15 protein-coding genes are annotated in these 20,533 nt (G+C 60.0%); 8 read left to right on the top strand and 7 right to left on the bottom strand.

The genetic code is table 11. The annotated features are described in order from the left end of the window. Positions 1 to 66 precede the first annotated feature (66 nt). The 4 genes from macA to CLU80_RS00840 all read left to right on the top strand — a co-directional run bounded on the left by macA (position 67) and on the right by CLU80_RS00840 (position 4,558). On the top strand, positions 67 to 1,215 hold the full coding sequence (gene macA, locus CLU80_RS00855; protein WP_099756489.1) for a macrolide transporter subunit MacA: 1,149 nt from the start codon (positions 67 to 69) through the stop codon (positions 1,213 to 1,215). A 2-nt stretch (positions 1,216 to 1,217) separates the two neighbouring features. Continuing rightward, positions 1,218 to 3,176 carry a MacB family efflux pump subunit gene (locus CLU80_RS00850; protein WP_093430744.1) on the top strand — a complete coding sequence of 653 codons (1,959 nt, stop codon included), beginning with the start codon at positions 1,218 to 1,220 and terminating at the stop codon, positions 3,174 to 3,176. 675 nt (positions 3,177 to 3,851) lie between these two features. Next, entirely contained in the window at positions 3,852 to 4,217 is a 366-nt protein-coding gene (locus CLU80_RS00845; protein ID WP_099756488.1) for a DUF6124 family protein, read from the top strand. 101 nt (positions 4,218 to 4,318) lie between these two features. After that, positions 4,319 to 4,558, top strand: coding sequence for a DUF6124 family protein (locus tag CLU80_RS00840; protein WP_460092239.1), 240 nt, complete (start codon positions 4,319 to 4,321; stop codon positions 4,556 to 4,558). 240 nt (positions 4,559 to 4,798) lie between these two features. Here CLU80_RS00840 and CLU80_RS00835 read toward each other — a convergent pair whose 3' ends face one another. After that, on the bottom strand, positions 4,799 to 5,545 hold the full coding sequence (locus CLU80_RS00835; RefSeq protein ID WP_099756486.1) for a response regulator transcription factor: 747 nt from the start codon (positions 5,543 to 5,545) through the stop codon (positions 4,799 to 4,801). Positions 5,546 to 5,865: 320 nt separating this feature from the next. Between CLU80_RS00835 and ycaC the strand changes: the two genes are divergently transcribed. Further along, complete coding sequence (ycaC, locus tag CLU80_RS00830; protein ID WP_007916011.1) at positions 5,866 to 6,498, top strand: isochorismate family cysteine hydrolase YcaC; 633 nt, start codon at positions 5,866 to 5,868, stop codon at positions 6,496 to 6,498. A gap of 85 nt (positions 6,499 to 6,583) precedes the next feature. On the opposite strand, the gene CLU80_RS00825 is transcribed toward ycaC, so the two are convergent. Both CLU80_RS00825 and CLU80_RS00820 read right to left on the bottom strand, forming a co-directional pair. Then, entirely contained in the window at positions 6,584 to 7,606 is a 1,023-nt protein-coding gene (locus CLU80_RS00825) for an alpha/beta hydrolase (RefSeq protein WP_099756485.1), read from the bottom strand. Positions 7,607 to 7,787: 181 nt separating this feature from the next. Further along, the gene (locus CLU80_RS00820) at positions 7,788 to 9,044 is read right to left on the bottom strand and encodes an MFS transporter (protein ID WP_099756484.1); all 1,257 of its coding nucleotides are present in this window, start codon (positions 9,042 to 9,044) and stop codon (positions 7,788 to 7,790) included. A gap of 265 nt (positions 9,045 to 9,309) precedes the next feature. On the opposite strand from CLU80_RS00820, the gene CLU80_RS00815 reads away from it, so the two are divergent. Further along, positions 9,310 to 10,857, top strand: a complete 1,548-nt coding sequence (locus CLU80_RS00815; protein WP_099756483.1) for a sensor domain-containing diguanylate cyclase — start codon at positions 9,310 to 9,312, stop codon at positions 10,855 to 10,857. Here the strand turns inward: CLU80_RS00815 and CLU80_RS00810 are convergent. The 4 genes from CLU80_RS00810 to CLU80_RS00790 form a co-directional block, all read right to left on the bottom strand. Further along, positions 10,819 to 13,281, bottom strand: a complete 2,463-nt coding sequence (locus CLU80_RS00810; RefSeq protein ID WP_099756482.1) for a hybrid sensor histidine kinase/response regulator — start codon at positions 13,279 to 13,281, stop codon at positions 10,819 to 10,821. The genes CLU80_RS00815 and CLU80_RS00810 overlap by 39 nt on opposite strands. Before the next feature lie 136 nt (positions 13,282 to 13,417). After that, positions 13,418 to 14,956: a cryptochrome/photolyase family protein gene (locus CLU80_RS00805; protein ID WP_099756481.1), complete on the bottom strand. Its 1,539-nt coding sequence runs from the start codon at positions 14,954 to 14,956 to the stop codon at positions 13,418 to 13,420. A 288-nt stretch (positions 14,957 to 15,244) separates the two neighbouring features. Further along, positions 15,245 to 16,369 carry an alkene reductase gene (locus CLU80_RS00795; protein ID WP_099756480.1) on the bottom strand — a complete coding sequence of 375 codons (1,125 nt, stop codon included), beginning with the start codon at positions 16,367 to 16,369 and terminating at the stop codon, positions 15,245 to 15,247. A 103-nt stretch (positions 16,370 to 16,472) separates the two neighbouring features. Beyond that, positions 16,473 to 17,150, bottom strand: a complete 678-nt coding sequence (locus tag CLU80_RS00790) for a type 1 glutamine amidotransferase domain-containing protein (protein ID WP_093430769.1) — start codon at positions 17,148 to 17,150, stop codon at positions 16,473 to 16,475. 212 nt (positions 17,151 to 17,362) lie between these two features. On the opposite strand from CLU80_RS00790, the gene curR reads away from it, so the two are divergent. Together curR and CLU80_RS00780 are read left to right on the top strand one after the other, a co-directional pair. Next, positions 17,363 to 17,947 (top strand): TetR family transcriptional repressor CurR, encoded by a 585-nt coding sequence (gene curR / locus CLU80_RS00785; protein ID WP_093430772.1) that lies wholly within the window; start codon positions 17,363 to 17,365, stop codon positions 17,945 to 17,947. 164 nt (positions 17,948 to 18,111) lie between these two features. Then, the gene (locus CLU80_RS00780) at positions 18,112 to 20,238 is read left to right on the top strand and encodes a TonB-dependent siderophore receptor (RefSeq protein ID WP_099756479.1); all 2,127 of its coding nucleotides are present in this window, start codon (positions 18,112 to 18,114) and stop codon (positions 20,236 to 20,238) included. Positions 20,239 to 20,533: the final 295 nt, after the last annotated feature.

Genomic DNA, 20,533 nt, shown 5'->3' with positions numbered 1-20,533 from the left:
TTGTTGTTTATCTACCAGAGCCCGGCCGCTGGCCGGGTTCACCCCTGAACGGACTTGTGGTTATTTATGGAAAAGTCGAAGTTGCGCAAAGTCGGTATGGGTTTAGCGTTAGTGGCAGTAGCGGGATTGGCTTTCTACACGGTGCAGGCACCGGCCGAGGCGCCGCAATACCTGACCGCCCCGGTGGAACGCGGTGACATTGAAAACGCGGTGCTCGCCACCGGGTTGCTCGAAGGCATCAAGCAAGTGGACGTCGGCGCGCAAGTGTCGGGGCAATTGAAGTCGCTCAAGGTCAAGGTTGGCGACAAGGTGAAGAAAGGGCAGTGGCTGGCGGAAATCGATCCGCTGGTGTTGCAGAACACTTTGCGTCAGGCCCAGGTTGATGAGGAAAACCTGCAAGCGCAAAAACGCGCGACCCAGGCTCAGCTCAGGCAAACCAAAGCGATTTACGAGCGCTACAAGAACTTGCAGGACGACGCGTCGATCTCGCGCCAGGATTTTGAAACCGCCGAGTCGGACTATCAGGTGCAGCAGGCCAACCTGATGTCGCTGGATGCGCAGATCAAAAGTGCGCATATCCAGATCGACACGGCCAAGGTCAATCTGGCGTACACGCGGATTGTCGCGCCGATTGATGGCGACGTGGTCGGCGTGGTCACGCAGGAAGGGCAAACGGTGATTGCCAGCCAACTGGCGCCGGTCCTGCTGAAACTGGCAGATCTGGACACCATGACGGTCAAGGCGCAGGTGTCCGAGGCCGATGTAATTCACATCGCCCCGGGGCAAGAGGTGTATTTCACCATTCTCGGCGAGGACAAACGCTACTACGCGAAACTGCGCGGCACGGACCCGGCGCCGCAGAACTTTCTTGAAACACCGCCCGCCGGCACGCCTAAGCAAAGCAGCGCGGTGTTTTACAACGCGTTGTTCGAGGTGCCCAATCCCGACCATCGCCTGCGCATCTCGATGACCGCGCAGGTGCGCATTATCCTCGACACCGCCAAGTCGGTGCTGACCGTGCCGGTGGCGGCGCTCGGCCCGCGCAATGCCGACGGCAGTTTCCCGGTACGCGTACTCGACGCCAAGGGCCACGCGCAGTCGCGCAACGTGCAGACCGGGATCAACAACAACGTCAAAGTGCAGATCAACGCCGGTCTGGCAGAAGGCGACCGCGTGGTGATCGGTGATCCGCTGACCAATGTGGCGGGGGCCTGAGCATGACTGAGCCACTGCTACAGCTGAGCGGCATCACCCGCAGTTTCACCGCTGGCGACCGCGAGTTTCTCGCGTTGAACAACATCAATCTGACGATCAATGCCGGGGAAATGGTGGCGATCATTGGTGCCTCCGGTTCCGGCAAATCGACGCTGATGAACATTCTCGGTTGCCTCGATTACGCCACCGCCGGCAGCTACAGGATCAACGGCCAGGAAACCCGCGATCTGGACAATCAGGCCCTGGCCGAGCTGCGTCGCGACTACTTTGGTTTCATCTTCCAGCGTTACCACTTGCTGCCGCATTTGAGCGCAATGCACAACGTCGAGATGCCGGCGATTTACGCCGGTACGCCGCAGCTTCAACGCCATGCCCGTGCCCGTGAGTTGTTGGCGCGACTGGGTCTGGAAGGCCATTTGACGCATCGGCCGAGCCAGCTCTCCGGCGGTCAGCAACAGCGCGTTAGTATCGCCCGCGCCTTGATGAACGGCGGCGAAGTGATCCTCGCCGACGAACCGACCGGTGCCCTCGACACGGCCAGCGGCAAGGAGGTCATGCGCATCCTGCTGGAGCTGCACGCGGCGGGGCACACGGTGATTCTGGTCACTCACGACCCGAAAGTGGCGGCCAATGCCGAGCGCATCATCGAAGTCAGCGACGGCGAAATCCTCAGCGACCGCAGCAACGAACGCGATACCACGCACCTGCTCAGCGAAGAACCGGTGGCACCGAAAGCCACCGCTTCGCGTCGCCTGGTCGCCAGTCTCGGGTTGTTCAAAGAAGCGTTCGCCATGGCGTGGGTGGCGTTGATCTCGCACCGCATGCGTACCTTGCTGACCATGCTCGGCATCGTCATTGGCATCACGTCGGTGGTGTCGATTTCGGCGGTCGGGGAGGGCGCGAAAAACTACGTGCTCAAGGACATCGCCGCGATTGGCAGCAATACCATCGATGTCTACCCCGGCAGCAGTTATGGCGACAAACGTGCCGCCGCCATTGAAACCCTGACGCCGGCCGACGTCACCGCGCTGAATCAGTTGTACTACGTCGACAGCGCCACGCCGATGATCGGCCGCAGTCTGTTGTTGCGTTATCGCAATATCGATCTGGATGCGCAGGTCAACGGCGTCAGCGATCAGTACTTCAAGGTGCGCGGGATCAAAATGGCCGCGGGCATCCCGTTCAGCGAAAGCGATGCGCGGCGCCAGGCGCAGGTGGTGGTCATCGATCACAACACCCGGCAGCGCCTGTTCGGCCAGGATGTCGACCCGTTGGGCCAGGTGATCCTGATCGGCAACCTGCCATGCACAGTGATCGGCGTGGCCGCGCAGGATAAAAGCCTGTTTGCCTCGGGCAAGACCCTCAACGTCTGGGTGCCCTACGAAACGGCGGCCGGGCGGGTGTTGGGCCAGCGTTATCTGGACAGCATCAGCGTGCGCATGAAGGACGGCCAGCCGAGCAAAGTGGTGGAAGAGCACGTCACCCAACTGCTGCTGCAACGCCACGGTACCAAGGATTTCTTCACCAACAACCTCGACAGCGTCCTGCAGACCGTGCAGAAAACCAGCCGCTCGCTGGCGTTGCTGCTGTCGCTGATTGCGGTGATTTCTCTGGTGGTCGGCGGTATCGGGGTGATGAACATCATGCTGGTGTCGGTGACCGAGCGTACACGGGAGATCGGTATTCGCATGGCAGTGGGGGCGCGGCAGTCGGACATTCGTCAGCAGTTTCTGGTGGAGGCGGTGATGGTTTGTCTGTTGGGCGGGGCGATCGGCATTTCCCTGTCGTATGCCATCGGGCATTTGTTTTCGGTGTTTATCAAGGAGTGGGAGATGGTGTTCTCGCTGGCGTCGGTGTTGACGGCGGTGGTGTGCTCGACGTTGATCGGGATTGTGTTTGGCTTTGTGCCGGCGCGGAATGCTTCGCGGCTTGATCCGATCGAGGCGTTGGCGCGGGATTAAAAGCGGCCCCTCATCAAACCTGCTGGGCATTGCACAGGTCGTGATGTTGGGGGGATTGCCGGTGAATCAGGCATCGGAGCACGTCGCGGGATTGCCCTCACCCTAACCCTCTCCCAGAGGGAGAGGGGACTGATCTCGGTGTTCTTTCGAGGTACACCGACGTGAGATATCGAGTCGAACTCAGGTTTTGAACAGCACAAAGATCGGCTCCCTTTCCCCCTCGCCCCCCTGGGGGAGAGGGCTTGGGTGAGGGGGTAGATCCAACTGACACACCGCAAAACCTCGAATCACCGCCATCCAGAATTTCCATCAATAAACACAACGCCGATTGCGCGTTTAAATTACACGAACCGTTACGTCATACCGCCTACAACACCTTGCGTCGTTACCTACGCGTACGCCAGAATCCGCCGGCTTGTGCGCTTATCCCATGGGCTCTATCGTTTCCCTGCCACTGCCTATCAGTGGTCGGGTTTAGTAGCCCGATTGGTATTAGTAAGTGCATGAGTTCCATTTAGTCAGGTGCGTCTCTGCCTGCACTCAATGGTGGTTGTGCGCAGGGCGCCCTCGGGCGCGCCGGTCTTGCTAATTCCACCGGTCTACTAACCTGTGCACAGCCGCCACCCTTCTTTTAGTAGAGAACGGTCGCGGCCCTATTTCAGGAATTAGATGAATATGTTCAAAGTTACGCCGAACCCTCCGGACACCGACCCGATCCCCTACGACGCCGCACTGGAACCTCAAAACATCAAAGAGGCCACAGAACGGGCGATCAATTTCTACCTCAATCCGTCCGCGCTCAAAACCTCAAAGCCCACCCGCAAAACCGGCAAGATCTACCTGATCGACCCCACCGTCGACGACGAAACCCTGCTGGTTGAAGCCTACGAATCGCTGTCATCGGCAAGTGACATGGCCCGCGACCTTGCCGACTCGAACGACAGCCCGCACCGCAAGAAGATGCTGATCCTGCAACAGGTGATCATGTTGAGTGAATTGGTGGTGAGTCGGGTCCTCGACAATCAGCGCTTGCCCAATTAATTGCGAAACGGCCGCGTGAGGGAGCCTGCTCCCTCGCTGCGCAGAAGGAGTTTGAGCTGATGTCCAAGACACCCGATCCGCCGGTGACTGCGGCCAACATCATGGCCACGCCTTACACGCCCAACGCTATGTTCCGGGTCAATCCGCAAACCGATACCGAATCCCTGCTGGCAAACGCCTGTGAATCGCTGGCATCCGCCTCGGTCATGTTGTCTGATTTTGCCGGGATGCTGGAGGGGCCGCATCGCAATACCTTGCTGGGTATTGCGCAAGTGGTGATGTTGGGGGAATTGGCGGTGAATCAGGCATTGGAGCACGTCGCGGGATTGCCCTCACCCTAACCCTCTCCCAGTGGGAGAGGGGACTGACCGCGGTGTTTGCTGAAGATGCACCGACGTGAACTACCGAGCCGAACTCAGGTTTTGAAAAGCACAATGATCGGCTCCCAAGTCGAACTCAGGTTTTGAAAACCACAATGATCGGCTCCCTTTCCCCCTCGCCCCCTTGGGGGAGAGGGCTGGGGTGAGGGGGTAGATCCAACTGACCCACCCAAATACCGAAGGCGTTGCAATCCCTGCGTATCACGCCGCACTCGACGCCAACGTCTCCAACGGCGAATACATCCAGCGCATCAACGAATGCCGCCCGCTGATGCCCAACTTGATCGCCGCGCGTTTCAGATAACTCTCCACGGTGTTGACCTTCAACGCCAATTGCTCCGCCAGTTCCGGCGCCGTGCGACCGGCGAGCAGGCCGACGCAGACTTCAGTTTCGCGGTTGGACAGGCTCAGCCCCAGTTGCTCCAGGCGCTCATCAAAGCGCAGGCGCAAGGTTTCCAGGCCGCTGCCTTCGGCTGCTTCGGACGGAATTTGTGGATCAGGGGTGGCCGGTTGCAGGGCGTTGATGTGTTTTTCCACCATCGGCAGCAGCACCGGGGAGATGTCCTGCAACAGGCTGCGCTCCTGCGCGGAGAAACGCTGCGACTCGCCGTTGCGGTACACCGAAATCACGTAGCGATAGCCGTCCTTGCGTCGGGTCAGGTGCAGTTGCGAAGCGTCCGCGCTGGTCGCGGCCGGCGGATTCTGTAAATGGTGAGCCGCCGCACTGTGTTCGGAAAACACCGTTTCGGCGAGCAGGGCCGGCTCTTTCAGCGGCTCCGGCTCACTGCGGCTCGACGCGCGGCTCACCGGTTCGACACGCATCTGCCGGATGTGCGTGGCGTCGACCGCCAGTTGCGTCAGGATCAGGTCATGCAGCATGCGCGGAAAGTGCCGGCTGCCGGTGCTGGCGATGACCTTGCCGATGTGGGGGAACAAGTGTGAATTCATATGCGTGTCATCCCTGAGAGGCGTTAATTCAAAAACGTCTGCAGTCCTGTCGACGATCTCCTTGGTCGACGAAAAACCGCAGACTTGGATCCTATCCTAGTACAACGTTTGAGCGACGGTTTAATGAAGGTGTTATTAGCTAATAACCCTGAATTTGCTGGCTTCAATGCGGGAACGAAGAGAATACCCTCGTTGAATTGTCCTGCTCAGGTTGACGGTGAAACCCATTTCAACCGATTTATCCCTTTTCGATGCGTCAGTAACCTGTACACAACTTGAACGCAACAACAACTTTCCAACATTGAAAAGGGACGCACACCATGACCACTCCAACCTACAACCGCCTGAACAAAGACGACGCTATCGTGCTGCTGGTCGACCACCAGACCGGCCTGATTTCGCTGGTGCAGGACTTCTCGCCAAACGAGTTCAAGAACAACGTGCTGGCCCTGGCGGATCTGGCCAAGTTCTTCGAACTGCCAACCATCCTCACCACCAGTTTCGAACAAGGCCCGAACGGCCCGCTGGTACCGGAGTTGAAAGAGATGTTCCCGGACGCGCCGTACATCGCTCGTCCAGGCCAGATCAACGCCTGGGACAACGAAGATTTTGTGAAAGCGATCAAAGCCACCGGTCGCAAGCAGATCATCATTGCCGGTGTGGTAACGGATGTCTGCGTAGCGTTCCCGACCTTGTCGGCGCTGGCAGAAGGGTTTGATGTGTTTGTGGTGACCGACGCTTCCGGCACTTTCAACACCACCGTGCAACAGGCTGCGTGGAGCCGCATGACCCAAGCCGGTGCGCAGATGATGAACTGGTTCTCGGTGGCCTGTGAGCTGCACCGCGACTGGCGCAACGATATTGAAGGCTTGGGTAACCTGCTGTCGCAGCGCATCCCCAACTACCGCAACCTGATGAACAGCTACTCGGCGCTGACGGCTCAGCAGAAGTAAGCCGACGCGACCGAACAAAAGCCTGCTCTGAAAGCAGGCTTTTGTCGTGTCTGCGCTTTAACGTGCTAGCAGCGTTTCGATGACGTTACTTCAGGTTATGGCTGAAGAACGTGGTCAATTTGGCGAAGGGAATCAGGTTGACCCGGTCGTACAAGTCGACATGGCCGGCCCCTGGAATGATCAGCAGCTCTTTGGGCTCGGCCGCGCGCTGGTACGCGTCTTCACTGAACTCGCGGGAGTGCGCTTGAGCGCCGGCAATGAACAGCAGCGGGCGCGGAGAGATGCTCTCGATGTCATTGAACGGGTAGAAGTTCATGAACTTCACGTTGCTGATCAGCGTCGGCATGGTGGTGGTCTGCGGCGAAGCACCGGCCGGGGTGACCTGGCCACGCGGGGTGCGGTAGAAATCGTAGAACTCGTCACCCACGGCATTGCCAGTGAGTTTGAGCGGTGTGCCGCCGGTGTAGCGGACCGGGCCGCCCCAGGACTGCGCGTCACGCTGCTGCGCCGCCTGTTCAATGATCGATTGGCGTTGCGCTGGCGTGAGCGAATGTTTGAGACCGTTACGGTTGGCAGCACCCATGTCGTACATGCTGACGGTGGCAATCGCCTTCAAACGTGGGTCGATCTTGGCGGCGCTGATGGCGAAGCTGCCGCTGCCGCAAATACCGATAACGCCGATACGCTCGCGATCGACCAGTGGGCGAGTGCCGAGAAAGTCCACCGCCGCGCTGAAGTCTTCGGCATAAATGTCCGGCGCAACCGATTGGCGTGGCAGGCCCTCGCTTTCGCCCCAGAAGGACAGGTCGAACGACAGCGTGACAAAGCCTTGTTCGGCCATTTTGGTCGCGTAGAGATTGGCGCTCTGCTCTTTCACCGCACCCATCGGGTGGCCGACGATGATCGCGGCATTTTTTGACTGTGGGTCAAGGTTCTTCAGGCTGAACAGATTGCCTGCGACCTTCATTCCGTACTGGTTCTTGAAGGTGACCTTTTCCACGGTCACTTTATCGCTGGTGTAGAAGTTGTCTGCGCCGTTCGACATATCGGCTCCCATGGCTGAAAAAGTACTGAAGAGCAGCCCGAAGGCCAAGCAAAAACCTTTCACTGGAATGTCCTTGCGATTGAGGGTTTATTCGTCTGAGCCTGTGCACGAACATTCTCTCGATCAGCGCCTCGGCGCCGAAGTGCATTCCTCTGGATTGCTTGCCTGATCCACTGAGTCCTGGATTTTTAATGCCGCGCAAACACGATTTGGCGGCGATGAGAGGGCAGGGACGCGATATGGATTACGCTGAGGATTCAGCGCTGGCCTCGACCACCCCGGTCTCAGCCCGCCCGCCACTGCGCTGAGTTTCCGGAACACCGATCGCGAGCAACACAACCGCCACCGCCGCAATAGCGGCCAGGGTCAGAAACGCCGCGTTGTAACCGGCCTCTTGCACCACGAGTCCGGCGAGGCCGTTGCTCAGCGCCGCGCCCAGCCCGAACACCGTGGTCAGTGCGCCGAGGCTGACGTTGAAGTGGCCGGTGCCCTGGGTGAGGTCTTTGACCATGATCGGAAACAAGGCGCCGAACAGGCCTGCGCCGACGCCGTCGAGCAGTTGCACTGCGACCAGCCAGTAGGCGTCGTCCGACAGCGTATAAAGCACGCCGCGCAAGGGCAGGATCAGAAAACCGGCCAGCAGCAGCGGCTTGCGTCCCCACAGATCGGCTTTTGCCCCGACCAGCAATGCCGCCGGCACCATCACCAATTGCGCCGCGACGATGCAGGCCGAAGTCAACGGGGTGGCCATCTGCAAATTGGCTTGCGCGAGTTTTTGACTCACCAACGGCAACATCGCCGCATTGGCGAGGTGGAACAGCGCACAGCAAATGGCGAACAGCAACAGCGGCCGGTTGCTCAGCAGCACCGACAAACCGGAAGGCTGGCGGTGGCTGGCGTCGGCCGGATCCAGTCCGCGCGCCAGATCATGGTCGATGGCGGCTGGCGAAACGCAGGCGATGGCAATGACACTGGCCAAAGCCATGGCCGCCATCAGATAGAACACCGCCACCGGGCCGAACAGGAAGGCAAATATACCGGCCAGCAGTGCGGCGCAGGCATTGCCGGCATGATTGAAGGTTTCGTTGCGCCCGGTTCGCCGAGTGAACGCCCGTGGCCCGGTCATGCCCAGGGTAATCGCACAAATGGCCGGGGCGAATATCGAGGCGGCCATTGCGCTCAAGGTTTGCGTCAGCGCCACCCAAGTGAACGACGTCACGAACGGCAGCACCAGGCAGCTTCCGGTCACCACCAGCGCGGCGATCGCAATCAACGCACGTTTGCGCCGGCTGTTGTCGACCCAGGCACCGGCGGGTGTCTGGGTGATCAGCGCGGCGACCCCGGCGATGGTCATCACCAGACCAATGCTGGCCGGCTCCCAGTGATGCACCGCCAACAGATAGATGGCCAGATAGGGGCCGAGGCCGTCGCGCACGTCGGCGAGGAAAAAGTTCAGGCTGTCCAGGGACAGGTTGTTGCGGCGATCGAGGTCAGCGGCCACGGCGGTGTCTTCAATGTTCGAGGTCTGCGGATGGATTCAACCTCAGCAAGCCTAATGACCTGCGCCCGTGAATATAAGTTGCAGGCCGCTGCCGTGTCGTTGCGAAACAACACCAAGGGGCTGAAAACGACGTTCCGTCATACGGTTGCTGCACGTTCGACGCGCTACTTGTATCCTTGCGCCGGTCGAGGACATACGACCGCTGTTATTGCCTTGAATCAGTAACGGCCGGAACCGGAAACCGGACTTTCCATTAGGTACTTTCGTGAAGCGTGATACACACCTCGTCATCCTCTTGCTGCTGGTCATCGGCTGCTCCCTGGCGTCGCTGACCATCTGGAAAGTGCTGTCTTCGCGCGATCGCGCGCTGGAGGAAGTCAACGTGCACGGGTTGAACCTGACCCAAGCACTCGAGACCTATTCCGAAGGCATTGTCCGGCAAAGTTCGCTGCTGTTGCTCGGGCTGGTCGAACGCCTGGAGACCGAAGGCAGTGGCCCCGCGCAGATTCAGCGCCTGAGTGCCCTGATCAACCGCCAGCAACCGCTGATGCCACAACTGAGCGGTATCACCATCTATGACCGCCATGGCCATTGGCTGATGTCGTCGAACCGGCCGATTCCGGTCGGTGCCAACAGCAGTGATCGAGCCTATTTCATTCATCATCGCGCCGATCCGAGCCGCGAACCCTTTATCGGGCCACCGATCCGCAGCCGTTCCAATCAGGAGTGGGTGATCACCGTCAGCCGCCGTTTCAATAATGATCGCGGCGAGTTCGCCGGGGTTGTGGCCGTGACCCTGGGCGTGGAAAACTTTCTGCGCCTGTTCGGCAAACTCGACATCGGCCAGGACGGCGCCATCGGCTTGTCCTATACCGACGGCACGTTGCTGGTGCGCTATCCCTTCCGCGAGCAGGACATGGGCCGCAACTTTTCCAAATCGCCGATCTACGCCAAGTACCTGGTCGATCAATCGGTCGGCACCGCGTCTTATACCTCCAGCCTGGATGGCGTCGAACGCCTCTACGCCTTCCGCAAAAGTGAGAAATTGCCACTGATCACCACGGTCGCCATCGGCAAGCGTGAAGCGCTCAAGGCGTGGCGAACCGAGGCACTGCTGTCGGCGGTGGTGGTGGCGGGGCTGTTGGGGCTCACCGGTCTGATCGGCTGGTTCTTGATCCTCGACATCCGCCGTCGGACCCAGGTTGAAGGCGAACTGCGCATCGCTCAGCAGCAGTTGCTCGGCTCCAATCGGCAACTCGAGTTGTTGGCCATGAAGGATGCGCTGACCGGGCTGGCGAATCGGCGCTGCTTCGACCAGACCCTGGCCACAGAGGCGCGTCGGGCAAAGCGCGACGGTTCGTCACTGGCCTTGCTGATGATCGATATCGACTATTTCAAGCGCTTCAATGATGCCTTCGGGCATGTTGCCGGCGACGCTTGTCTGCAAACCGTCGGTAGCGTGCTGGATGAGTGTGTGCGGCGACCGTCGGACCTGGTGGCGCGCTACGGCGGCGAAGAGTTCGCCGTGATCATGCCCGACACCGATATGGGCGGCGCTGCGGTGGTGGCGCAGCTGATTATCGAGCGCCTGCAGCAAGCCAACATTGCCCACCCCACCAGTCCGGTGGCTCGTGTGAGCCTGAGCATCGGCATCGCCGCTGCGCGCGGTGCGCACCTGGAGCCGGTGAGCGCTCTGATCGAGTGCGCCGACCAAGCGCTGTATCAAGCGAAAACGGCAGGGCGCAACAGGTTCATGACATCCGCTGCGCAACCCTCACTCAACGTCGATGGACAGCAGGCCACCGACCCTTGACACCAGCGTGTCGACGGCAAACGGTTTGGTCAGTACCTGCATGCCCGGGCCGAGCTGACCGTTGCCGATCACTGAGTTTTCCGCGTACCCGGTGATGAACAAAGTCTTCAGCCTCGGCCTGATTTCCCGGCCCGCATCGGCCATCTGCCGGCCGTTCATGCCGCCCGGCAAGCCGACATCGGTGATGAGCAAATCGATGTGCGCGCTGGAGCGCAATACTTCCAGTCCCTCAACGCTGTCGGCCGCTTCGAGCAGGTTGTAGCCGAGGTCGTTCAGCACGTCTTTGAGCAGCGTTCGAACGGTGGGTTCGTCGTCGACAATCAGGATGGTCTCACCGGCCTTTGCCGGCAGGGTTGCCGAGTTTTGCGTGTCATCGTGATTGCGCTGCGTTTCGCCGCGGTAGCGCGGCAGGTAAATGCAGATGATGGTGCCTTGCCCCACGGTCGACTGCACCCGCACCTGGCCACCGGATTGCTTGGTGAAACCGTAGATCATCGACAGCCCCAGCCCGGTGCCCTGGCCCAGCGGTTTGGTGGTGAAAAACGGGTCGAAGGCTTTGGCCATGACCTCCGCACTCATACCGGTACCGGTGTCGGCAACCGACAGGCACAGGTATTGCCCTTCGGGCATCTCCCTGATGCGCGCCGATTCAGCATCGAAGGTTCGATTGGCGGTTTCAACGGTAATGCTGCCGCCATCGGGCATCGCATCACGGGCGTTGATGCACAGGTTGAGCAAAGCGTTTTCCAGTTGGCTGGCATCGACCAGCGCCGGCCACAGATCGGCGGCAACGACCGTCTTCAGGCGAATGCTCGGGCCGACGGTGCGCTGGATCAGTTCGGTCATGCCGGCAATCAGCGCGTTGACTTCAGTCGGCCGAGGATCGAGGGTCTGCCGGCGGGAGAACGCCAGCAGGCGATGGGTCAGGGCGGTCGCGCGTTTGGCGGCGTCCTGGGCGATCAGCATGTATTTGTCGATGTCCTTCAGACGACCTTGTGCGATGCGTTTTTCCATCAGCTCCAGAGAGGCACAGATCCCCGCCAGCAGGTTGTTGAAGTCATGGGCCAGACCGCCAGTGAGTTGCCCGACGGCTTCCATTTTCTGCGATTGCCGTAGCTTCTCTTCGGCCTGCATCAGTTCTGCGGTGCGCGCCGAGACCCGTTGTTCCAGTGTGTCGTTGAGCGCTTTTAAAGCGGCGGTGACCCGGTCACGTTCGTCTTCGACATTGCGCCGGTCTTCGACATCGATCAGCACGCCGGGAAAGCGTAAAGGCGTGCCGTCCTCGGCGCATTCGACGCGTCCGTTGGCTTCGATCCAGGTGTATTTGCCATCCGCACCGCGCACTCGGTACTGGTGCGAATAGGCGCCACCGCGGGCAAGGGCGTCATTGATTGCCACTGTCAGCCCCTCGCGGTCATCGGGGTGCACGGTGACTACCACTTGCTCCAGGCTCAGACCGTCGCGGCCAAGTGCCGGGTCAAGGTTGAAGACCCGGGCGAAAGCTTCGTCGACGTAGAAACGATCGGTGGGCAAGTGCCAGTGCCAAGTGCCGATAATGGCGCCGGCGGCCAAGGCCAGTTGGACCCGTTCGACGTTTTCCCGAGCGATCGCCTCGCTGACGCGCAAGCGTTCCTGCGCGTCGCGGCGCTCGGTGACGTCGCTGAAGAAGATCGCAATCTGCCGATCGGCCGGGTCACCGACACGGACGGCGCGTACGTCGAACCAGCGTTCGAAGGTGTTGGCGTAGTTCTCGAAGTTGGCCGGCTCGCCGGTCTTGGCGACGTGGCCGTAGGTCTCGAACCAGAATTTCTCCAGGTTGGGCGCAAACTCGGTGACCCACTTGCCCCGCAGGTTGACCCCGGCCTGACGCTCGAACGCCGGGTTGGCCTCAACGAAGCAATAATCGATGGGGTAGTCGTCGGCGTCGAATTTGACTTTGACGATGGCGAACGCGGCTTCGATGGTTTCCAGAATGGTGCTGAAGCGCTCTTCACTTTTGCGCAGTGCGGTTTCGGCACTTCGCGAACGGGTCAGGTCGAGCATGGCCCCGATCATGCGTTCGGCTTTGCCATCGGCATTGCGGATCAGATGCCCGCGGTCGAGCACCTCGGCGTAGGATCCGTCCTGACAGCGGAAGCGGTACTCGGCACTCCAGGTGGTGCCTGTGCCCGCCATCGCCGCCCGAATCGAAGTCTCGACCCGCGCGCGATCCTGCTGGTGGATCTGCGCAAAGCGCCAGTCACACGTCGGTTCGATGGCGCTGGGGGCATAGCCGTACGCCTGTTCCAACGCGTCGTTCCAGACAATCTGATGGGTTGTCAGATTCCAGTCCCAGACGGCGTCGCAGGTCGCTTTGACGGCCAGGCGCAGGCGCGTGACCTCGGACTCAAGCTCCTCGCGAGTAAGCTGTTTCAGGATATCCACCCCTCATGCCTTGATTATTGGTCTGCGTTCAATAGGCGTGTTTCAAGCGAACACCCAGGTTGCTTCGTAAGCTTTGTGAGCCATTGACCCGGGGCGCCCTGTTTAAGTTGCACGCGGGGCACGGGCGCGTGCGTTTTCATAACGCGTCGCCGTTATCCAGCGTGTCGAGCAACTGTTGGCCGCGTTGCCACAGTGCCTGTTGTTTGGCTGGCGGCATGCGGTCGAGGTTTTTGTACATCATCGCCATGCGCTGATTGCCCCGTAGAAGGTCGGCGTGGCGCATCAGGAAATGCCAGTACAGGGCGTTGAACGGGCAGGCGTTGTCGGCCGTGGTTTCGCGCACCGAGTAAGCACAATCGCGACAGTAGTCGGACATCCGGTTGATGTACTGGCCGCTGGCGCAATAAGGCTTGGAACCGAGGTAACCGCCATCGGCGTGCATGACCATGCCGAGGGTGTTGGGCAGTTCGACCCAATCGAACGCGTCCATGTAGATCGCCAGATACCATTCACAGATCTGCTTCGGCGCGATGCCGGCGAGCAGGGCGAAATTACCGGTGACCATCAGGCGCTGGATGTGATGGGCGTAGGCGTGTTTGAGACTTTGGCCGATGGCCTGGCGCATGCAATTCATTTTGGTTGCAGCGGTCCAGTAGAACTCCGGCAATGGCCGCTGGTTGGCAAATGCATTGCCTTCGGCGTACTCGGGCATGTGCAGCCAGTAAACGCCTCGGACATATTCGCGCCAGCCGATCAGTTGGCGGATGAAACCTTCGGCAGCATTCAGCGCAATGCTGCCGGACCAATAGGCCGACTCCACATCAGCGCAGAGCTGGCGCAGGTCGAGCAAGCCAATGTTCAGCGCCGCGCTGATGCGCGCATGGAACAGAAACGGCTCGTCGCTGGCCATGGCGTCCTGATAGTCGCCGAAGCCGGCCAAGGCGTAGTCGAGAAAGTACGCCCAGAGCGCCTGCGCATCGGCGTGCGTCACCGGATAGTTGAAGTCCTCCAGACTGCCGTAATGACTGGCGAAACGGTGTTTTACCAAGGCGAGGACTTCGACGGTGATTGCATCGTTGGCAAAACCGGCCGGGTAGGGTGCCTTGACGGTTTTCGGCAAAGCTTTGCGATTCTCGGCGTCAAAGTTCCACGCGCCGCCGACCGGCGTGCCGTCACCGTTGAGCAACAGGCGACTTTTGCGGCGCATCTCGCGGTAGAAGAATTCCATGCGCAACTGTTTTTTGCCTGCGGCCCAAGCGCGAAACTCATCGCGGCTGCACAGGAAGCGGCCGTCCGCGTGCCAGTGGATCGGCACACCACATGCTTTTAGCGATTGCTCCAGGCGCCAGTCTCCGCACTCCGTCACGTGCAACTCGCTGGCCTGCAACAAAGCCTGCCAGCGCTTCAGCTCGCCGGGCACCGAGCCGCTGTTCTGCGGGTCGTCGAGGGCCACGTAATGCACGTGGATGCCCTGGTTCTCCAGCGCCTGAGCAAAGTGACGCATGGCACTGAAAATCAGCGCGATCTTCTGCGGGTGATGGGCGACATGGGTGGCTTCTTCCATGACCTCGACCATCAGCACACGGTCGTGTTCGCTATCCAGTCCGGCCAATGACGCCAGATCAAACGATAACTGGTCACCCAGCACCAGGCACAACCGACGGGTTTTGTTCATTTCACGAATTCAGCGTAAGGGCAGCAGGCTGCCGCGTGGACGTTTAAGTGCTAAATCCAGATAGTTGTACAGATTGTAGTTTGTGTATAGGTTTTTGTGCGGTGAATTGCGTGATATTCAGATCTCCCCTGTGGGAGCGAGCCTGCTCGCGAAGGCGTCGTCATATTCAACATTTTGGCTGACTGACATGCCGCTTTCGCGAGCAGGCTCGCTCCCACAAGGGCTTGCACTGCGACTCGGATCAACGTTCCCGCTGTTGCGGGAGCGCTTGACGCCGCGTGGAAAGGGTTAGCCGGGATAAACGGGGTAATCCACATAGCCCTCGGCGGTGCCGCCATACACCGTCGCCGGGTTCAGCGCGTTCAACGGCCAGTCATTGGCAATGCGCGCCGGCAGGTCGGGGTTGGCCATGAACGGGCGGCCGAAAGCGATCAGATCCGCCAGCCCGGAGTCGAGCAGTTGCGCCCCGGATTCGGCGGTGTAGCGCCCGGCGTAAATGATCGCGCCGCTGAAGGTTGCGCGTACTGCCTGACGAAACGTCAATGGCATCGCCGGGGCGTTGTCCCAATCGGCTTCGGCGATCGACAGATAGGCGATGCCCACGTCCTGCAGCACTTTGATCGCTTCGATGTAAGTCGTGTGTGGGTCTTCCTCGACCATGCCCAAATAGGTCCGCGCTTCATCAGTGGTGGTGAACAGCGGGGCGAAGCGCACGCCGACTTTTTCCTTGCCGATGCATTCGGCAACACCGGCCACCACTTCGCGCAGAAAACGCAGGCGATTGTCCAGCGAGCCGCCGTACTGATCGGTGCGCAGGTTGCTGTGGGCCGAGATGAACTGGTTGACCAGATAGCCGTTGGCGCAATGCAGTTCGATGCCGTCGAAACCGGCATCCATCGCGTTGCGCGCAGCCTGGATATACAGCTGAACCAGCTCCTGAACTTCATCAGTGCTCAGTGCGCGAGGTGCCGACGGTGGAACCAGTTCACCGGCGCCGGGCGCGGTTTCGATAAACACGCTGACGCGGTCGGTGGCCACGGCGGAGGCTGAAACCGGAGCTGCGCCGTTGGGCTGCAACGCGGTGTGCGAGACACGGCCAACGTGCCACAACTGGGCGAAAATCACCCCGTCCACGGCATGCACGGCGTCGGTGACTTTGCGCCAACCGGCGATTTGCTCAGGCGTATGAATGCCCGGCGTCCACGCATAACCCTGGCCACGAGGTTCGATTTGTGTGCCTTCGGTGACCAGCAGACCGGCGCCGGCGCGCTGTTGGTAATACTCGGCCATCAGCTCGTTGGCGATATTGCCCGGTTGCGTGCTGCGCTGGCGGGTGAGGGGCGGCAGGACGATACGGTTTTTCAGGGTGTGATGACCCAGTTTGGCGGGGGTGAAGAAACTGCTGTGGTTCATGGATGACCTTGTTTGTGACTTATTAGACCAGTCGTCTATTGGCTGGGCGAAAAAATAACGCCGGGCAAGACGCACCCGGCGTTTGGAAGGGTTGTTCGAGGTTTTAGCCGAGCATCTTCAGCAGTTTCTCGGCGACGGCGGCGGAACTGGCCGGATTCTGGCCAGTGACCAGTTGCCCGTCGGCGACCACATGAACCTGCCAGTCAGCGACTTTCGAGTAATAACCACCGAGACGCTGGAATTCGTCCTCGATCAGGAACGGCACCACTTTTGTCAGGCCGACTGCTTCTTCTTCGGCGTTGGTGAAACCGGTGACCTGGCGATGCTGCACCAGCGGTTTGCCGTCAGCGGCAAGGACATGACGCAATACACCCGGTGCATGGCAGACGAAACCGTGGGGTTTGTTGGCGCGGTCAAACGCTTCGATCAACGCGATCGACTGCTTGTCTTCGGCCAGATCCCACAGCGGGCCATGGCCACCCGGGTAAAACACGGCATCAAAGTCATCAGCGTTGACGTCGGCCAAGCGGCCGGTGTTGGCCAGTGCCTGTTGTGCGGCCGGATCCTGGCGGAAGCGATCGGTCTCGGCGGTTTGAGCATCAGGCTCATCGCTTTTCGGGTCGAGCGGCGGCTGGCCACCGGCTGGCGAAACCAGGGTGACGTCGGCGCCGGCGTCCTTGAACGCGTAGTAGGGCGCGGCGAACTCTTCCAGCCAGAAGCCGGTTTTCTTGCCGGTGTCGCCGAGTTGATCGTGGGAAGTCAGAACCATCAGGATTTTCATAGAGCACCTTGCGTAGGTTGGGCGTCTTCGATTGGGCGAAACATTCGCGCATCGGCCACACCGGTCAGAAAACGTTTGTCGGGGCGCAGCATAGATTCCAATTAGACCAGTCGTCTAGTAATTTTTTATCCGAAGGTTTTTCATCGACAGGTATGGCAAACTTCCGTTCCTCCGAAAATACGACTGGTCTATTGCCTGGTAATTCGCGCCCCATGAAACCGACCTACGACGACACCCGCCAACACTTGCTCGACACCGGCCACCGGATGATGGCCGAAAAGGGCTTCACCAGTGTCGGCCTCAACGAGATCCTGCAAACCGCCGGTGTGCCCAAGGGTTCGTTCTATCACTACTTCAAATCCAAAGAACTGTACGGCCAAGCATTGCTGGCGGATTACTTCGTCGATTACCTCGCCGACATGGAGCGGCGCCTGACGCTGCCAGGGCTGAGCGCGTACGAGCGGCTGATGGATTACTGGCAGGGCTGGCAGAACCGCTGCACCCTCGAAGGCCACGGCGATGAATGTCTGGTGGTAAAGCTCAGTGCCGAAGTCGCCGACCTGTCGGAGTCGATGCGCCTCACCTTGCGCGATGGCGCCGAGCAAGTGGTGGCGCGCATTGCGCTATGCATCGAACAGGGTCAGGCCGAAGACAGCCTGCCCAAAGGCGATGCCCGGCATCTGGCGGAAACCTTGTATCAGCTGTGGTTGGGCGCGAGTTTGCTGAACAAGTTGCAGCGTACCGGGCAGTCGCTGGAGACCTCGATGGCGATGACGAAACAACTATTACACGTTTGACCAAGGTTTTTGTGCGACGCAATGGGTGACCTACCTGTCGGCACTCGATCGGTTAAATATACGAATGGGAATAAGTTTCAATAACGGAACGCTTGGTATACCATCGCCGCGTTTTGCTGGCGGTTTTACCCTTCGTTCTGGCCTATTCGTAAGGTTTTCATTTCATGCGTCGTACTCTGCTTTCAATTTGCGTGCTGCAGGCGTTGTCCCCTTCCTCATGGGCCGAACAGGCCGAATCAACACCCGCAGCGCTAGAGCTGGAGGCCACCGATGTGGTTGGTACAGCGGATTACGAACGGGCCGACGGCCCGGTGCAGGGTTACCGCGCCACACGTTCCGCCAGTGCTACCCGTACCGACACCTCGATTCATGAAACCCCGCAATCGATCAGCGTGGTCACCAAGGATGCTGTCGAAGACCTCGGCGCCACGCGTCTGCAAGATGCGCTGGACTATGCCGGTGGTGTGGGCCGGGCGAACAATTTCGGCGGGCAGGGTCTGACGACGTTCACTGTGCGTGGCTTTACTACCGGCGAGTTCTATCGCAACGGTTTCCCGATCAATCGTGGCTACCCGAACATGCCCGACGCCAACACCATCGAGCGTCTGGAAGTGCTGCGCGGGCCGGCAACCATGCTCTACGGCCGTGGCGATCCCGGCGGCACCTTCAATGTCGTGTCCAAACAACCGTTGGCCGAGCGCACGGTCACGTTGGGCAGTCAGTTGAATGATCAAGGCATGAAGCGCGGCACCCTGGACGCCTCCGGCCCGCTGGATGAAGACGGGCGTCTGGCCTATCGACTGAACGTGGTAGGTGAGGGCGGCGATACCTTCCGCGATCACGTCGAGACTGAGCGCTACGGCATCACGCCAGTGCTGACCTGGCAGGCCAGCGATGCCACCCGGGTGATCTTCGAAGGCGATTTCATGCGCAACAATCATCCGCTGGATCGCGGCGTGACGCGTTACCCCAAGCAGATCGGCACCGCCTCGCGTGACACGTTTTTCGGCGAAAAAGACGCCGGCAAATTGCACAACGACAACAACATGGCGCAACTGCGCTTCGAACATCTGCTCAACGATGACTGGACCCTGGGCGGTGGTTTCCAGTGGCTCGACGGCTCGCTTGAGGGCAATGCGATCGAGGCCAACGGCATTGCCGCTGACGGTCGAACCCTGGGGCGCAACTTCAACTACCGCAAACTGGAGTGGACCGACAAGGACACCCAGCTCAATCTGACCGGGCATTTCAGCACTGGTGGTTTGCAGCACACCTTGTTGACCGGCATTGAGTATGAAGATTATGACTACAAGTCGATCATTCAGCGCTCCAGCGGAGCGGTCGGCGCCTACCCGATCGACATCTTCGATCCGGTCTACGGCCAGCCGCGTCCGGCACTGACGCGCACGCCGACCCATGACAAGGAAAATCTCAAGACTTACGCCGCGTTTGTGCAGGATCAGGTCGCGTTGACCGAGCGTCTGAAGGTCTTGGCCGGCGCACGTTTCGAGCGTTTCGAGCACGACTATGAAACCTATGTGCCGGGCGGCAAAAACTGGCAGGCCAGTGACAACGCGGTGACTCCACGCCTCGGCGTGACCTACGACCTGACCGAGACCCTGGCGATCTATGCCGACACCGCGCGCTCGTTCAAGCCCAATACCGGCGCGAGTCGTACGGGCGGAGGCTTCGCACCGGAGAAGGGCAAGTCCTACGAAATGGGCATCAAGTGGGAAGCGCTGGACCATCAGTTGAGCGTGGATGCGGCGATCTATCAGATCGAAAAACGCAATGTGCTGACCACCGACCCGGTGGACTCGACCTTCAGCGTCGCCGCCGGGGAAGTGCGCAGCCGTGGTTTTGACCTGAACGTCGCCGGCAACCTGACACCCGAATGGCGGGTGATCGGCGGCTACGCCTACGTCGATGCCGAGGTGACCAAGGACAACGTGATCCGCTCTGGCACGCGCCTGATGAACATTCCGCAGAATAGCTTCAGTCTGCTCAACGTCTACGAGTTTCAGGACGGTGCGCTAAAAGGCCTGGGCCTGGGCACCGGACTCAAGTACGTCGACCAGCGTGCCGGGCAAACCGCCAATACCGCATTCTCGATGGACAGTTACACCGTTGTCGACCTGCTCGGCTTCTACAAGGTCAACGAGAAAGTGCGGCTCAACCTTGACCTGAAAAACCTGTTTGACCGCGATTATGAAGAGGGCGCGTTCGGTAACGTCTACGCCTATCCAGGTGCACCAAGAACCGTGCAGGTGGGGATTTCCTACACCTTGTAAGCCGAGCTCGACGCTGCAACCACAGCCCCTCACCCCAGCCCTCTCCCGGAGGGAGAGGGAGCCGACCGAGGTGTCTTGCGTTATGCATCGACCTGAAAGGTCGCGTCGATTACGCGGGCATCGGCAATGCTTGGCGGTATTGGATCCACCGGCGCTATTGCACGTCGGCGTTCATCGCCAATCTCCCCCAATCGGTCCCCTCTCCTGAGGGAGAGGGCTAGGGTGAGGGCACCAGCTTCGGCACATGCCCGTTAGTGAGCGAGTGCTCGAAATCAGGATGCACGCGGCGCGCAAT

The sequence above is a fragment of the Pseudomonas sp. 29 genome, assembly GCF_002754355.1.
GTDB classification, from domain to species: domain Bacteria; phylum Pseudomonadota; class Gammaproteobacteria; order Pseudomonadales; family Pseudomonadaceae; genus Aquipseudomonas; species Aquipseudomonas neuropathica.
The sequence above is the reverse complement of the archived record's forward strand: the minus strand, read 5'-3'. Positions and strand labels throughout refer to the sequence as shown.

What these genes read in the sequence shown, in the direction of transcription:
- macA (WP_099756489.1), top strand. Translation starts at nt 67, where the DNA reads ATGGAAAAGTCGAAGTTGCGCAAAGTCGGTATGGGTTTAGCGTTAGTG.
- CLU80_RS00850 (WP_093430744.1), top strand. Translation starts at nt 1,218, where the DNA reads ATGACTGAGCCACTGCTACAGCTGAGCGGCATCACCCGCAGTTTCACC.
- CLU80_RS00845 (WP_099756488.1), top strand. Translation starts at nt 3,852, where the DNA reads ATGTTCAAAGTTACGCCGAACCCTCCGGACACCGACCCGATCCCCTAC.
- CLU80_RS00840 (WP_460092239.1), top strand. Translation starts at nt 4,319, where the DNA reads ATGGCCACGCCTTACACGCCCAACGCTATGTTCCGGGTCAATCCGCAA.
- CLU80_RS00835 (WP_099756486.1), bottom strand. Translation starts at nt 5,545, where the DNA reads ATGAATTCACACTTGTTCCCCCACATCGGCAAGGTCATCGCCAGCACC.
- ycaC (WP_007916011.1), top strand. Translation starts at nt 5,866, where the DNA reads ATGACCACTCCAACCTACAACCGCCTGAACAAAGACGACGCTATCGTG.
- CLU80_RS00805 (WP_099756481.1), bottom strand. Translation starts at nt 14,956, where the DNA reads ATGAACAAAACCCGTCGGTTGTGCCTGGTGCTGGGTGACCAGTTATCG.
- CLU80_RS00795 (WP_099756480.1), bottom strand. Translation starts at nt 16,369, where the DNA reads ATGAACCACAGCAGTTTCTTCACCCCCGCCAAACTGGGTCATCACACC.
- CLU80_RS00790 (WP_093430769.1), bottom strand. Translation starts at nt 17,150, where the DNA reads ATGAAAATCCTGATGGTTCTGACTTCCCACGATCAACTCGGCGACACC.
- curR (WP_093430772.1), top strand. Translation starts at nt 17,363, where the DNA reads ATGAAACCGACCTACGACGACACCCGCCAACACTTGCTCGACACCGGC.
- CLU80_RS00780 (WP_099756479.1), top strand. Translation starts at nt 18,112, where the DNA reads ATGCGTCGTACTCTGCTTTCAATTTGCGTGCTGCAGGCGTTGTCCCCT.